General features: G+C 66.1%; 12 protein-coding genes. 4 read left to right on the forward strand and 8 right to left on the reverse strand.

Translation table 11 applies throughout. The features are described from left to right. Nucleotides 1–15: 15 nt before the first annotated feature. From WDO72_09045 to WDO72_09055, 3 genes are read right to left on the reverse strand one after another with little or no spacing between them, the layout of a single operon-like run. On the reverse strand, nt 16–333 hold the full coding sequence (locus WDO72_09045; GenBank protein MEJ0085816.1) for a PGPGW domain-containing protein: 318 nt from the start codon (nt 331–333) through the stop codon (nt 16–18). Between the two features lie 54 nt (nt 334–387). Further along, complete coding sequence (ilvA, locus tag WDO72_09050; GenBank protein ID MEJ0085817.1) at nt 388–1,908, reverse strand: threonine ammonia-lyase, biosynthetic; 1,521 nt, start codon at nt 1,906–1,908, stop codon at nt 388–390. A gap of 25 nt (nt 1,909–1,933) precedes the next feature. Further along, nucleotides 1,934–3,445: an FHA domain-containing protein gene (locus WDO72_09055; GenBank protein ID MEJ0085818.1), complete on the reverse strand. Its 1,512-nt coding sequence runs from the start codon at nt 3,443–3,445 to the stop codon at nt 1,934–1,936. Between the two features lie 251 nt (nt 3,446–3,696). Between WDO72_09055 and WDO72_09060 the strand changes: the two genes are divergently transcribed. Next, complete coding sequence (locus WDO72_09060) at nt 3,697–4,401, forward strand: alpha/beta fold hydrolase (GenBank protein MEJ0085819.1); 705 nt, start codon at nt 3,697–3,699, stop codon at nt 4,399–4,401. Here WDO72_09060 and WDO72_09065 read toward each other — a convergent pair. Further along, on the reverse strand, nt 4,387–5,163 hold the full coding sequence (locus tag WDO72_09065) for a GNAT family protein (protein ID MEJ0085820.1): 777 nt from the start codon (nt 5,161–5,163) through the stop codon (nt 4,387–4,389). The two genes, WDO72_09060 and WDO72_09065, sit on opposite strands and share 15 nt — an antisense overlap. 150 nt (nt 5,164–5,313) lie before the next feature. Here WDO72_09065 and WDO72_09070 point away from each other — a divergent pair, with 150 nt between their 5' ends. Both WDO72_09070 and WDO72_09075 read left to right on the forward strand, forming a co-directional pair. Continuing rightward, entirely contained in the window at nt 5,314–7,380 is a 2,067-nt protein-coding gene (locus tag WDO72_09070) for a S9 family peptidase (protein MEJ0085821.1), read from the forward strand. Nucleotides 7,381–7,389: 9 nt separating this feature from the next. Continuing rightward, nucleotides 7,390–8,499: an NAD-dependent epimerase/dehydratase family protein gene (locus WDO72_09075; protein MEJ0085822.1), complete on the forward strand. Its 1,110-nt coding sequence runs from the start codon at nt 7,390–7,392 to the stop codon at nt 8,497–8,499. A gap of 10 nt (nt 8,500–8,509) precedes the next feature. Here WDO72_09075 and WDO72_09080 read toward each other — a convergent pair whose 3' ends face one another. Genes WDO72_09080 through WDO72_09095 form a run of 4 tightly spaced genes read right to left on the reverse strand, consistent with a single transcriptional unit; the run spans nt 8,510 to nt 12,879 of the window. After that, nucleotides 8,510–8,986, reverse strand: coding sequence for a cupin domain-containing protein (locus WDO72_09080; GenBank protein MEJ0085823.1), 477 nt, complete (start codon nt 8,984–8,986; stop codon nt 8,510–8,512). A gap of 23 nt (nt 8,987–9,009) precedes the next feature. Further along, entirely contained in the window at nt 9,010–11,301 is a 2,292-nt protein-coding gene (locus WDO72_09085) for a TonB-dependent receptor (GenBank protein ID MEJ0085824.1), read from the reverse strand. 4 nt (nt 11,302–11,305) lie between these two features. Next, complete coding sequence (locus tag WDO72_09090; GenBank protein ID MEJ0085825.1) at nt 11,306–12,292, reverse strand: FecR family protein; 987 nt, start codon at nt 12,290–12,292, stop codon at nt 11,306–11,308. Next, on the reverse strand, nt 12,289–12,879 hold the full coding sequence (locus WDO72_09095; GenBank protein MEJ0085826.1) for a sigma-70 family RNA polymerase sigma factor: 591 nt from the start codon (nt 12,877–12,879) through the stop codon (nt 12,289–12,291). The genes WDO72_09090 and WDO72_09095 overlap by 4 nt, the downstream gene beginning before the upstream one ends. A gap of 123 nt (nt 12,880–13,002) precedes the next feature. Here WDO72_09095 and WDO72_09100 point away from each other — a divergent pair, with 123 nt between their 5' ends. After that, nucleotides 13,003–14,637, forward strand: a complete 1,635-nt coding sequence (locus tag WDO72_09100) for a hypothetical protein (GenBank protein ID MEJ0085827.1) — start codon at nt 13,003–13,005, stop codon at nt 14,635–14,637.

Below are 14,637 nucleotides of genomic sequence, written 5' to 3' on the forward strand. Positions count from 1 at the left end.
GCTGAGACTAACTAGTCAGGCCGCGGGCGGAGGGTCGCCACCGTTCTTGTTCTGGCCGTTCCTGGCCTGGAAATTGCGCGCCATTTGCTCGGCCTTCGCCTTCGCTTTCTTCAGCCAGATGCGCGCCCAGGCGAATTCGAGGCTCAGGATGCCGAGACCGACCGGGATGACGACGAACGCCGGGCCGGGCAACACGATCATCAGGATGCCGACCACCAGCACCGATCCGCCCACGATGCCGATGGCGATACGCTTGGCGATCTTGTAGGTGCCAAAGAGCGGGTGTTTGTCGTCGAACACCAAAAGAGACCTGATGACGGCAGCCGGGGGCATTCTACACAGACCGGTGTTCCCGGCCGGTGTTCCCGGCGACGGCGTGAAAACCGCTCAGGAGCCGAGGAATATCCGGTAGACCGGATTGTTAGTCTCGTCGCTGTAGGAATAGTGCAGCACGTTGAGGTGATCGAGGAAGTCGGCCGTGTCAGCGGACGGCACGTCGATTCCGGCGAGGACGCGGCCGTAGTCGGACCCGTGGTTGCGGTAGTGGAACAACGTGATGTTCCAGCGGGTGCCGATGGCCCGCAGGAATTTCAGCAGCGCGCCCTTGCGTTCGGGAAATTCGAAACGGAACAGTCGCTCGCTGGCGACGTTGCCGTTCACGTGACCGCCCACCATGTAACGCACGTGTAACTTCGCGATCTCGTTGTCGGTCATGTCGGTGACGCCGTAACCCGCGGCCCGCAGGCTCACGATCACTTCATCGCGCTCGTCACGCCCGCGCGCCAGGCCGAAGCCGACGAAAATCTGCGCGCGTTCCTTGGTGCCGTAGCGGTAGTTGAATTCCGTGACGGCGCGCGAGCCTAGAATTTCGCAGAACTTGAGAAAGCTGCCCGGCTGCTCGGGAATCTCGACCGCCAGCAGCGCTTCGCGTGCCTGGCCGAGATCCGATCGCTCGGCCACGTAACGCAGCTGATCGAAGTTCATGTTGGCGCCGCTGTTGATCGCGACGACGCGTTTGTCCTGCCACTGGTTCAACGCACAGTACTTCTTGATGCCGGCGACGGCGAGTGCACCGGCGGGCTCGACGATGCTGCGCGTGTCCTCGAACACGTCCTGGATGCCGGCGCAGATTTCGTCGGTGTCGACCAGCACGACTTCATCGACGTGTTCGCGGCACAGGCGGAAGGTTTCCTCCCCGACGCGCCGCACCGCGACGCCGTCGGCGAAGATGCCGACGCGATCGAGCATCACGCGTTTCTTGGCGCGCAACGATTCGTACATCGCGGCCGCATCGACCGGCTCCACGCCGACGATCCGGAGCTTGGGATTGAGATACTTCGCGTACACGGCGATGCCGGCGATCAGACCTCCACCGCCCACGGGCACGAAGATCGCGTCGATGTCGCCGCGCGACTGCCGCAGTATCTCCACCGCGATGGTGCCCTGGCCCGCGATGACGTCCGGGTCGTCAAACGGGTGCACGAACGCCAGGTTGCGTTCGCGCACGATGGTCTGCGCATGTTCGTACGCGCTGTCGTAGTCGTCGCCGTGCAACACGACCTCGCCGCCCAGATCCCGCACCGCGCTGACCTTGATGCTGGGCGTCGTCTGCGGCATCACGATCGTCGCGGGAATGCCGCGCTTCTTCGCGGCCAGCGCCACGCCCTGCGCATGATTACCCGCCGATGCACACACCACACCGCGTTTCGCCACCGACTCCGACAGGTGCGCGATCTTGTTGTACGCGCCGCGCAACTTGAACGAGAACACCGGCTGCAGATCCTCGCGCTTGAGCAACACGGTGTTGCCGATGCGGCGTGACAGCCGCGGCGCCGCTTCCAGTGGGGATTCCATCGCCACGTCGTAGACGCGGGCGCGGAGGATTCGCTCGATGTAGTTGTCGGTCATAAGGGACCGACATCTTAACAGCGTGTCAGCTGCGCACGGTGTAGCGGAACTGCGTCCTGCCTACCGTCACCCGGTCGCCGTCCTTGAGGACCTGCCGCGCGACGCGTTTGCCGTTGACGAACACGCCATTGGTGCTGTTCAGGTCTTCGATCGAGGTATGCACCGGCCCCGCCAGCAGCACCGCGTGGTAGCGGCTGATGTGCTTGGTATCGAGCACCAGTTCGTTGTCCGGGCCGCGGCCGATACGCGTGCGGCGGCCGAGCACGTGGACGAAATCGGTGTTGCCATTGGTGCGGATCAGCACGCGCGCCGGACCTTCGAGCGTGACCTCGTCGCCGGCCTGCGCGGCGGCTTCGACCGCGGCAACTGCCGCGACGCGTTTCTCGAGATCGCCTTCGAGCTGCTGGATGCGGCTGTCGCGCTGCAGGATGGAGCGCTGACTCTCGGCGATGACCGCGCGCCATTCATCGACGGTGACATTGGCCTCTTCGAGCTTGCCGGTCTTGTCGCGGACTTCGATTTCGAGATTGCGGATGCTTTCTTCCGCCACCTGCAGGTCTTCGTCCTTCTCGCCGGCGCGCGTCTGCGCGGCGCGCAGCTCGGCATTGAGCGTGCGGATCTGTTCGTTGAGCGCGACGATCTCCGCGCGCAGGTGCGGCACGTGCGGATCGGTGGCGGCGAGCGCGTCGGTGAGGCGCGCGCCCATCGAACTCTCGCGCTGCTGGCGCGCCTGCAGATCCGCCTCGAGCACGCCGATCTGCCGGTCGCGGCGCGCCACCGAAGCCCGCAGGTTGACGATGTCGGCTTCGAGACGCGAGCAGCGTTCCTGCGCGGAATTCAGCAGCGTGTTCTTCGCCGCGATCATCTTCGCCTGGGTGGCGCAGTCGGTCTCGAGCGCCGCGATGCGTTCGCCGCTCGCGAACAACTGGTCTTCGAGCCCGGGCTGATCGGCGCTTTGTACACCCAGGCGCGCGCGCGCGGTGTGCAGCGCTTCGAGGCTCTTGCCTAACTGCTCGCGCAGCTGCACGGTCTCCGCGTTGGCGCGGGCGATGGCGACGCCGCGCTCGGCATCGCCGATCCGCGCACGTTCGTTCAATTCCACGATGCGCCGTTCCGTGCTGGCGAGCGCATTGCGCAGTTCTTCGATGAGCGGCGGCGACGGCGGCAGCACGATCGGAGCGGCGGCCGAGGCGGTGCGCGGCGCGGGCGCGACCTGTGGCACGGGCACGGCGGTCGCCATCGTGATCTTGTTGGCCTTGCCCTTCCCGGCCTTGGCTTCCGCGACGGGCGGCAACGCCGGCATCTCGAGCGTTCCGCTGTGCTCGAGCGGATCGTGCATTGCCGCGGCTGCCGGTGCCGGCATCATCGCGGTCGATTCCGCTTCCTGCGGCGCGCTCACGGCGGGCGCTACCCAGTTGTCGGTGTGCGAAATGGTTTCGAGCGTCGACTCGTAGGCCGCAACGTCGAGCACCGGCAGTTCGGCCGTCGCCTCATTGTCGACGTCGGTCGTGGACGCGCTCGTATTCACCGGTGGCATCGCGGATGTTCCCCAGAGCCTGATTTTTCTGCGGGAATTCTAGCCCTGGGGTTCCGCGGGTTGGATGAGAACTTCTACGCGGACCTTCGAAATGCGAATGCGCTTCGCATTTCTGTCAAATCCGCGCGTTCCGGCCGTCGCCTGCGGTAGGAGGCCGCCGACGATCCGGACGGCGGGCCGGCAACCGCTCAGGGTTCTCCCGGGCGGCGAGGCGATTCGAACCCGGCTCTTTGCGGTATCGTGACGCCCCGATGGACACACAAACCGCGACGCCGCGCCTGCGCCGTGCCTATTTCGAGTGCCGCTACGGCCAATTGCACGTTCACAACGCCATCCCGGCGGGTGGCGGCTTCGACGAGCAAACCACCCTCATCTGCCTGCATGCCAGCAGCACCACCGGGCGTGCGTTCCTGCCGCTGTCGAAAATTCTCGGCCTGACGCGTTCGGTGTACAGCCCCGACACGCCCGGATGCGGCGAATCCGACGGCCCGCCCGGCGCGTTGTCGGTGGCGGGTTTTGCGGAAGCCATCGGGGATTTCCTCGATTCGATGCGTTTCCGGCAGATCGACTTGTTAGGCGCGCACTCGGGCGCGGCGGTGGCCGCGGAGCTCGCCATCTCGCGGCCGAAGGTGGTTCGCAAGGTGATCATGGTCGGCGCTCCGGCGCTCGACGAAAGCGAGCGCCGGAGTTATCGCGATCTGTCGGCGCCCGAGGGGACGCCGCCTGGCGCGTTGGCAGCGCGCGCCGCGCTCATCGACTGGAAAGCGGAAAGCCGCCTGCCACTCGTCAAACAACCTTTGCTGGTCCTGCGGCCGCGCGACAATTTCTGGGAAGCCGGCGGGCGCGTGGCGAAACTCAAGCCCGGCGCGAAAGTGGTCGATCTGCCCGAATACGACAAACGCATCCTCGAGACGCAGCCGCAGCTGGTCGCGAAACAGCTGTCAGTATTTCTCTAGAGGCGGCGGCGCCTCGGCCGAGTCGCGCTGGACGAAGCGGGCGGTGAGTTCGGACAGGCGCAGCTTCTGCAAGCCCGCGGCGTCGAAGTTCGCCGGATCCAGCCAGCGTAGATAGGCGTCCTTCAGGCCGCCGTTCCAGTCACCGTCGATGATCGCGAACCAGGTGGTATCGCGGTTGCGTCCCTTGTTGACGATGGCCTGGCGGAACATGCCTTCGTAGCTGAACCCGAGGCGCACGGCCGCGGCCCGCGACGGCAGGTTGCAGCTGTCGCATTTCCACTCGTAGCGCCGGTAGCCGAGCGCGAATACGTTCGCCGCAGCCAGGAACATGGCTTCGGTCGCGGCGCGGGTCTGCGCGAGCCGCGGCGAAAAGTAGATGTTGCCCACCTCGATCACGCCGTGTCTGGGATCGATGCGCAGGTAGCTGCAACTACCCACCGCGCGGCCGCTTTGCGCGTCGACGATGGCGTAGAACTGCGGATCGCGCGACGTCTGCGCGCCCTCCGCCCATTGCCGGTATGCGGCGAAATCCGCGAACGGCCCATGAAACGAGTACGTCCAGCGCGTGCCGTCACGATCCTCGGCCTGCGCCTCGTAGAGGTCGGCCGCGTGCCTCGCTGCATCGAGCGGCTCCAACCGGCAATAACGCCCGGTCAACGTCAGGTGCGGCGGAAACGGCGGCGATATCCAGCCGGGCAGATCGAGACCTACGGGCTGGCCGAATTCGTTGAGCCGGTAGTTCTTGTTGGGCGCGTCCGTCATGGCCGTGATTCTCGCACCACTGCTCGCCTGAACGAAGGCACACCGGGTCGAGGCGATCGGGAAAAGCTTGCCTCGACAAATCGTGCCTCGTCAGAATGGCGTTCATTCGCGCCACGGCAGAAACGGCGCCAAACCATCCGCGGGGAATTCATGCATCGCATCGCCGCTTCGCTGTTCGCGTTCACCTTTGCCGCCGCCGCCGCCGCCGCCGTTGCGCAGAATTCGTTGCCATCCAACCCGCGGCAACTGACGGCGGAGAAGATGTGGACTCTCAAGCGCCTCGCCGATCCGGCGATCACGCCCGACGGTACGCAGGCGGTCGTGCCGGTCACGACCTACGACGCAGCCGAGAACAAGGGACTGACCGATCTGTGGCTGTTGCCGGTGGCCGGCGGCGCCGCACGGCAGTTGACCAGCGACAAGGCCAGCGACACGCAGGCCACCGTGAGCCCGGACGGCAAGTGGATCGCCTTCGTCTCGCGCCGCGGCGACGACACCGAGAGCCAGATCTACCTGATCGCGGTGGACGGTGGCGAGGCGCGGCGCGTCACCAATCTACCTACCGGGGCGTCGGTGCCGCGGTGGTTTCCGGACAGCATGCGCATCGCGTTCGTGAGCGATGTGTGGCCGGATCTCGTGCGCTGGGAAGACCAGGGCGCGCGCAAGAAGGAACGCGAATCGTCGAAGATGACCGGGCGTGTCTGGACCCGGGCGCCGATCTCGTATTTCGATCACTACCTCGACGATACGGAACCGCATCTGTTTTCGATCGCCATCGACGGCACGGACCAGACGGCCGTCACCGCGATCACGCGTATGTCGGGTTATCACCTCTCGAAGCAGGATGTCGACACATTCTCGTACGACATCTCGCCCGATGGTCTCGAAGTGGCGTTCACGGCGAACGTCGACAAGACCGGCCTGCGCGCCAACTTCGACGTCATCCTGCTGCCCACCTGTGGCTGCAAGCCGGCGCGCGACATATCCGCGGACAACCAGGCCGACGACGACTCGCCGCGGTACAGCCCGGATGGCCGGCGGCTGGCCTACACACAACAGCGCATCCCCACTTTCTATGGCGATCGCGCGCGGCTCATGATGTTCGACCGCGCCGCCGGCACGACGGCCGGCCTCACCGAGAACTGGGATCGCTCGGTCAGCGGCCTCGTCTGGGAACGCGACTCGCGCTCCTTGTTAGGCACCATCGACGATTCAGGTGCGCGACGCGTGTATCGCTTCCGCCTCGATGGCGGCAAACCCGTGGCGATCACGAAGGAATCCTCATTCGGCGGACTCGCACTGTCGCGCAACGGCAAGGCGCTGGTGACGATCCGCCAGAGTTTCACCGAGCCGCCGACGCTCGTGTCGTTGAACGCCCGCAGCGGCGCGGCCATCAAACTGTCCACGTTCAACGACGCGGCGCTCGCCGCGCTCGACCAGGGGAAGGTCGAGAGCGTCACCTACAAGGGTGCGGAGGGCGCCGACATCCAGATGTGGGTGATCTATCCACCCGGCTTCGACGCGACGAAGAAGTACCCGCTCATGATGCTGCTGCACGGCGGCCCGCACAATTCCATGACCGACGGCCTGCAGTGGCGCTGGAACGCGGAGGTATTCGCGAGCTGGGGGTATGTCGTGACCTGGCACAACTTCCACGGCTCGAGCGGCTTCGGCAACGATTTCACCGACTCGATCAACCCCGACTGGATCAGCCTGCCGTACGAGGACACCATCAAGGCGGCCGAGTGGCTGATGGCCAAGCCGTACATCGACAGCGACCGCATGGTGGCGGCGGGCGGCAGCTACGGCGGCTTCCTCGCCACCACCTTGTTAGGCCGCAAGCATCCGTTCAAGGCGCTGGTCGCGCACGCCGCGGTCTACGACATGTTCGCGCAGCAGGGCTCGGACTACGGCGCCGAGACCGAGCGGTTCTTCAACTACTGGGACAAGCCCGAAGAGTTCGCGAAGTATTCGCCGCACACCTTCGCCGGCAATTTCAGCACGCCCACGCTCGTGATCCACAACCAGCTCGACCTGCGCGTGCCGCTCAACCACGGCATCCATCTGTTCAACACGCTGCAGAAACGCGGCGTGCCTTCGAAGCTGCTGTATTACCCGGATGAGAACCACTGGGTGCTGAAGCCGCAGAATTCGCTGTTCTGGTACCAGACCGTCCACGACTGGGTGGCCACGTACGCCGCGCCCGGTGCGAAGTAAGGAGCTGTCATGAAACGCCGCACATTGCTCACGCTGGCCGCGGCCGGCGCCGTCTCCGCCGCCGTGCCCGCCTGGGGACGCAAGATCAAGCCGATGAAGATCCTGATTCTCGGCGGCACCCGTTTCATCGGTCTGCACATGACGGCGCTGGCGCTCGAACGCGGCCACACGCTCACATTCTTCAATCGCGGCAAGACCCACACCGACAAGTTTCCGGACATCGAACGCATCAAGGGCGACCGCAACGGCGAGATAGACGGCCTCAAGAACCGCGAGTGGGATGTCGTCATCGACAACTCCGGCTACGTGCCGCGCCAGGTCCGCGCAGCAGCGGAATTGCTCGCGCCGCGAATCAAGCAGTATGTCTTCGTCTCTTCGATTTCGGTCTACCCGAACTTCAGCGTGCCGCATGACGAGAACTCACCGGTGGGCAAACTCGCCGACGAAACCATCGAGAAAGTGGACGGTGAAACTTACGGGCCGCTGAAGGCACTGTGCGAGAAGGAAGCGGAAAAGGCGCTGCCGGGCCGCACCACGGTCATCCGGCCCGGGCTCATCGTGGGGCCCGACGACAACACCGATCGATTCACTTACTGGCCGGCGCGCGCCGCGCGCGGCGGTGAATTCATCGCTCCGGGTGCCCCCACCGATGCGTTCCAGATCATCGACGTGCGCGATCTCGCCGCGTTCACGCTGAAGGCGGTCGAAGAACGCACGATGGGGACGTACAACCTCGTGTCGAACGTCAACGAGTTCAAGTTCGGCGAATTGACCGGCGCCTGCATTGCGGCCGCCAACAAACAAGCCAGGCCGCCGACGCCCCCGAAGGCGACCTGGCTGCCCGCCGCGTTCCTCGAGGAACAAAAGGTGGAACCCTGGAGCGAGATGCCCGTGTGGCTGCCGGCCACCGGCGACGAGGCCGCGTTCGCGGGCACCAGCAACCAGGCCGCACTCGCGAAGGGATTGAAGATCTCGCCGCTGAAGAAGACCGTCGACGACACGCTGGCGTGGCATCTCACCCGCCCGGCCGAAGAGCGCGAGAAACTGAAGGCTGGCATCGCCGCCGACAAGGAGGTGGCGGTGCTCGCGGCGTGGAAGGCGAAGCAGGCGGCGGGTTGAACCGGCCTGACTACAGCGGGCCGAACGGCTGCGCGTCCGCGTCGTCGTAGATCTCGACCTGCTGGCCGCTGCGCACCATGCGTTTGCCCAGGGTGGGAAATTCCGCAACGTCGAAGTCGAGGTGTTCGCCGCCCGATAGATAGACGAGATCGTCCTGCCCGGGGTTGCGCATCAGATGCGCGACCGAAGGCGTGGGGTAACCGATGAAATCGCCGGGAGCGACGTCGTATTCCGTTCCGTCGATCAGCGCGATCGCGCGGCCGGACAACACGTAGATCCACTCTTCTTCATGCCGGTGCGAATGGTAGACGTACGCTTCCTTGCCTGGCGGTATACGCATGAAGTTCACGCCGGTGCGCCGCAGGCCCACCGCGCGCGCCAGCTGCGTGCCGTGCATGAGGGACCGCGGGTTCCATGGATGCGAAAATTCCTGCGCGTGCGCAGCTATATCGGCGGCGCGCACGATGTTGAGGCTGGGTTTGTCCATGCCGCAACCTTAACAAAAAAACGTCACGGGATTTCCCAGTTCACTCCTAACAAGACATAGCGCGGGAAGGTGCTGTCGTAGTCGCGGTGCAGCGACCAGACGCCGGCGGTTTCCTCCAGTGCATAGTTCGTGCAGCACGGCGTCTGCCGGTTGGCCGCGTTGCCGATGTCGGCGTAGAAATGCAGCGCGCTGGCGCGCAGCGGCAACGTCCACGTGGCGCGCAGGTCGACCGATACGACGCGCGGGTAGGCCAGCGAATTGCGCGGTGCGAGCACGAGCGCGCCGGTCGCGGGATCCGCGAGCTCGAGCGCATTGCGCCGCCAGCCGCTGCGCCACTGCACGGTGCCCGACAACTGCCAGGGCCGCCGCGTCCACGACAGACCGGCATTCACCGCGTTACGCTGGTCCCAGGTGCGCGCGCGCTTGAAGCCTGGAAACTCGTCTTCCGATTCCGTCCAGCTGTACGCCATCCATCCCGCCCAGCGCTCGGCGGGTTGCCAACGCAGCGTGGTCTCGACGCCGTAGGCCAATGACGCCTGCGGCGCGACCCGCACGCGATCGACCTCGAGCTCTGGCAGCGGCACCAGTGCGTCGAGCAGGTTCTCGTAGATGGGCAGCGGGTCGGCGATGCGTTTCTGGAATGCTTCGATTCGCAACGACCAGTCGCGCCCCACGCGCCGCTCGAGGCTCAGCACGGCCTGGTCGGCGCGCTGCACCGCGTGAAAGACGCTCTCCGCGTCCTGGATCTGCAGTTCGTCGGGACGCTCGGCCTGGTACATGCGGCCGAGCGCGGCGCGCAGCCGCCACCGCTCGTTGGGTTCGTACTCGAGCGCCAGCCGCGGCGACAACTGCGAATCGCTGAAGCCGTCGTAACGTTGTGCGTCCCAGCGCAGACCCGCATTCAGGGTCAGCGCGGCGGACAGTTCCCAGGCATCGAATAGATAGGCCGCGTATTCGTCGCCGCCGACGGCGAGATCCTGTGCAAAGGAGAAAGCCGCCGGACGGCCGAAGGCGGCTGCGAAACGCGGCTCGAATGTCGCCTCGCCGCGGTATTCGTATTCGGACGCGTAGTGCTGGGCTTCGATACCGGCGACCCAGTGCGAATTGCCGCTTCGTCCCAGCAGTTCCACGCGTGCCGTCGTAGCATCGTGGCGACGCACGTCGTCGACGCTGCCGACCGTGTTGTTGCGCGTAATGGAGCCGCGGCGCGTCGTGTGCCGCTCCGTGTGCGACAACGCGGCGTGCAGGTTCAGTGTGTCGTCGAGGCTGAACTCGCCGCGCAGCCAGCCGGTGCCATCGCGGTAGCTGGCACGTGCGCGCTCGCTGTCGTCGTCGCGCTGAAAGTCGAGCGCGTCGTCGAGCAGCATCCAGCCGGCGACGAGTTTTCCCTTGTCACCCACCGGCATCGCGACGCGTACCAGTGCGTCCGAGAAATCCGGATCGCCGACGCGCGCATCGAGATCGTCGAGCACGAGACCCACGACGCTGGTGCGCGCGGCGCCCAGCCACTCGATGCCGCGGCTGTCGGAACGGCCGCTGGTCACGGCCGAGGCGAACAGTGGCGAGAGGCCGAAGATCCAGGTGTCGTCGGTACCGGCCGCGCGCGGCACGATGTCGAGCGCGCCCGACAGCCGGTCGCCGAAACGCGCCGGCAATACGCCGCTGTAGAAATCGAGACTGCCCACGACCGCGGGGTCCAGCACACCTAACAACCCCTGGAAATCCTTGAAGTGGAAGGGTTCGAACAGCGGGATGCCGTCGTAGTAGACCGCCAGCTCGTTCTGCCGCCCGCCGCGCACGTAGGGGCGTGACGAAACGCCATTCGTCGCCGTGCCCGGCAGGTAGCGGGTTACGCGCAACACGTCCTGGTCGAGACCCGGTAATGCTTCGATGTCCTCGCGCTTGAGCTCGGCGGCCCCCGAATCGTTGCGCGGCGCGACGCGATAGCGGCTGGCGAAAACTTCGACTTCTTCCAGCGGCGCCGCTTCGACTTCTTCAGGCGGCAAGTCCTGGGCCGGCGCGGGCGATGCAATAGGATCCGCGCGCACCACCGCAAAGACACCGGGCCGTATGGGTGAAAGCGCGAGGCCGTGTTCGGCCAGCAGGATACCCGCGATTTGCTCGGGCACTCCGCGGCCGGGGTCCTGCAGCACGCGCATCCCGGGTGTGACCAACGCGGAGGAATACACCACGCGCAGCCCGCTGCGTTGCAATTCGTCGAGCGCGGCGGACAACGGCGCACCGGCGGAGATGCCCCATGCGGCGCCGGTAGATAGCGCGCAGATTGCCATCAGCGCGACGGCGCGCAATTTCAAGGAATCAGCCGGCCTTGGCCGAACGTTGCTCAATGATCACTTTCGCGCCATCGCGGTGCCAGGCGAGATCGGCGGTTGCGAGAACCAGGCTCAAGGCCTCGAGCGGCTCGAGATCGTCGATCGAACCTTTGAGTTGCACGTCGCCCAAGTGTCCGCCGTCGAGGCCCTCGGCGTAAATCGGTGCGAGCCCGGTTTCGCGATGGAACCACGCGAGGAACTGGCCGAGTGTCGCCCCATCCAGTTTGAAATCGGTCGGCAAAGCCGCGACCCAGTCGAAGCGCGCATCGTCGACGGGTAGCGAGCCGGTGTGCACGCCACCGTCCCGGTCGCGATGCACCATCCATTCACCGGCCGCGGCGACCGTCGTGGCCTGGCCCGTCTGGAGCTGCGCGCGGCCCTCGCGCACCGACACTTCGATTTCGTTGCGTTCGGAGCGCACCAGGTATTGCGTGCCCAGGTGCGTGACCACGCCATGCGGCGTGACGATGCGCAACGCGGAATGGGTGCCGGGCGTTGCGTCGACGAAAGCCTCACCCACGGTGAGTTCGATTTCATCCGCGCGATCGAGCCGCACGTGGGTACCGGCGGCGAGGCGAACCGTCAGATCGGGCGAGATGCGCAGCAACGCGCCGCCGTCGTTCGACACGGTCAGCGAATCGCCGGCCGAGAGAGCCGCGCCTTCGCGCACCTGCGTGTCGCCGCTGAACCAGTGCGCGCCCTGCGAGACCAGCGAGCCGTCCAGCGCCTCGAGGTGTGCGACGTCCGCGCCGGGTTGCAACGCCTGCCAGGTCATGCCCGCGCCCAGCAGTATCACCACCGCGGCCGCAACCGCCCAGCGACGCGTGGCGGAGAACGCGCCGGCAGGCCGCGCGGCCGCGTGAAATTCTTCGCTGAGCTTCGCGAACGCCCGCGCGCGCGCGGCCACCGAAGGCTCGGCCTTGAGTTGCCCCAACAGGGCGGCGGTTTCTCTTTCGTCGTCGAGTTCGCTCATGGCAGCAGATCCTGCACGGCCACGCCGCGCACCGCGAGCGCGGAGCGGAATGCGAGCCGGGCGCGTTGCAACTGCGACTGGGTGGCCTCGAACGACAGGCCGACACGTGCGGCGATGCGCTCGACGTTCCACTCCTCTATGTATTTGAGTTCCAGCATCTCTCCGTACCTGCCGGGCAGCTCGTCGAGCACCTGGCGGATGACCTTCATTCTCTCGCCGCGCGCCAGCGGTACTTCGCCGCCGGCTTGCGCGTCCGCGACCGCATGTGCGGCATCGCGTCCTGCCCCGTCCGCATCCAGGCTCGTCGTGTGAGCCGAGATGCGCGTCGATTTTTCCACGAGATCTGCCATCTCGTTGCGGCAGATCTGCGCCAGCCAGGAAAACAGGCTGGCCTGGCCGCGAAAACCCGCCAATCCGCGCAGGCCGCGAATCAACGCGGCCTGGGCTGCATCCTCCGCCATGGCCGCGTCGCCGCGCAGGCGCGCGAAGGCAAAACGGTACAGGCGCCCGAAGTACTCGTCGAAAAACTCGCGCAGGGCGGCCTCGTCGCGCGCCAACAGCCGCTCTACCAGCCGGTCGTCTTCCATCGGCTCGCAGGTTAGACGGCGCACACCACCACAATCAATCGGATCGCGCAGAAAACCGCTACCCGGATGGGTATTCGCGCCGGTATCGCGATTGATTGCGCGAGGTCGTCCCGTCCTACGCGCATGCCACTGACAAAGCCTGCGGCAGCCGCTTGTGCGGTGCTGCTCACCCTGCCCTGCGCTACCACGCGCGCGGTCGAAATCGCAGCGGCCGTTCCCGCGGCCGCCGAGCTCGAGCGGGCGCACGCGCGCATCGGCGCGATCTACATCAATGTCGGCGACATCTTCGATACGACGAAGCCCGGCGAGAACAAGCGCCTGTACCGCCTGGCGAATCGCGTGCACATCGACACGCGCGAGTCCGTACTGCGCGCGCAATTGCTGTTCGCGGAAGGCGACGAGTTCTCGGCGCGCGTGCTCGAGGAGACCGAGCGCGCGTTGCGCCGCCTGCGTTACATCCGCGAACCGAAAGTCCGCGCGATCGCGTTTCGCGACGGCGTCGTCGATGTCGAAGTCACCGCATCCGATGTCTGGACGATGAGTCCCGGCCTGTCGTACGGCCGCAAGGGCGGCGCCAACAGCACCAGCATCGAATTCGACGATTACAACGTGCTCGGCATGGGCAAACGCCTGTCCCTCGGTTCGCACTCCGACGCCGAACGCTCGTCGACGACGTTTCAGTGGAGAGATCCCAACGTGTTGGGCTCGCGCTGGACCACCGCGCTCGGCTACGCCGACAACAGCGACGGCACGGCCAGTTCGCTCAGCATCGAACGGCCTTTCTACTCGTTCGACACGCGCTGGACCGCCGGCCTGTCCGTAGGCGAGGACGACGGCGTGCTGCATCGTTATGCGCTCGGCGAACGCGTCGATGCCTACCGGCGCGACCTGCGCAGCGCCGACCTGCATTTCGGCACGTCGCGCGGCTGGGACGACGGCTGGGTGCGGCGCCTGACGGTCGGCCTGCGGTACGACGAGGCGCGTTTCGCCGACGACCCTGCCTATCTACCAAGCGCCAGGCTGCCGGACGACCGCCGGCTCAGTTATCCGTACGCCGCGATGGAGTGGATCCAGGACGACTTCGTCACCAGCACCAACCTCGACCAGATCGAGCGCACCGAGGATTTCGAGTTCGGCCGGCGGTACCTGGTCGAGGTGGGCCAGTCGGCGGCGATCTTCGGCTCGGACCGGACGGCCACGCTGTTACGCGCCTCGGCCAGCCGCGGCTGGCGCATCTACCCGCATCACACGTTGTTCTTCGGCGCGACCCTCGCGAGCCGAATCGGCGACGGCAACGACAATTCGCTGCTCTCCGCCAGCGCGCGTTATTACTGGCGCACTAGCGAGAACACCCTGTTCTACACCGCGTTGCAGGGCGACGTCGGCCACGCGCTCGACGCGGACACCGAGCTCACGCTGGGCGGCGACAACGGTCTGCGCGGCTATCCACTGCGCTACCAGACGGGCGATGCGCGTGGCCTGCTGACGGTCGAACAGCGCTTCTTCACCAAGTGGTACCCGTGGCAGCTGTTCAACGTCGGCGCCGCGGTGTTCGCCGATGTCGGCCGCACTTTCGGCAGCGGCGCCATCCGGACGCCGCAGCAGGGAACGCTCAGCGACGTGGGCTTCGGCCTGCGGCTGTCCAATTCCCGCTCCGCGCTCGCGAACGTCCTGCACCTGGACGTCGCCTTTCCGCTCAACGGCGATTCGTCGCTGAAGAACGTGCAATTCCTGATCGAAACCAAACGCAGCTTCTGA

The sequence above is a fragment of the Pseudomonadota bacterium genome (assembly GCA_037200975.1).
In the GTDB taxonomy this organism is placed as follows: Bacteria; Pseudomonadota; Gammaproteobacteria; order Steroidobacterales; family Steroidobacteraceae; genus CADEED01.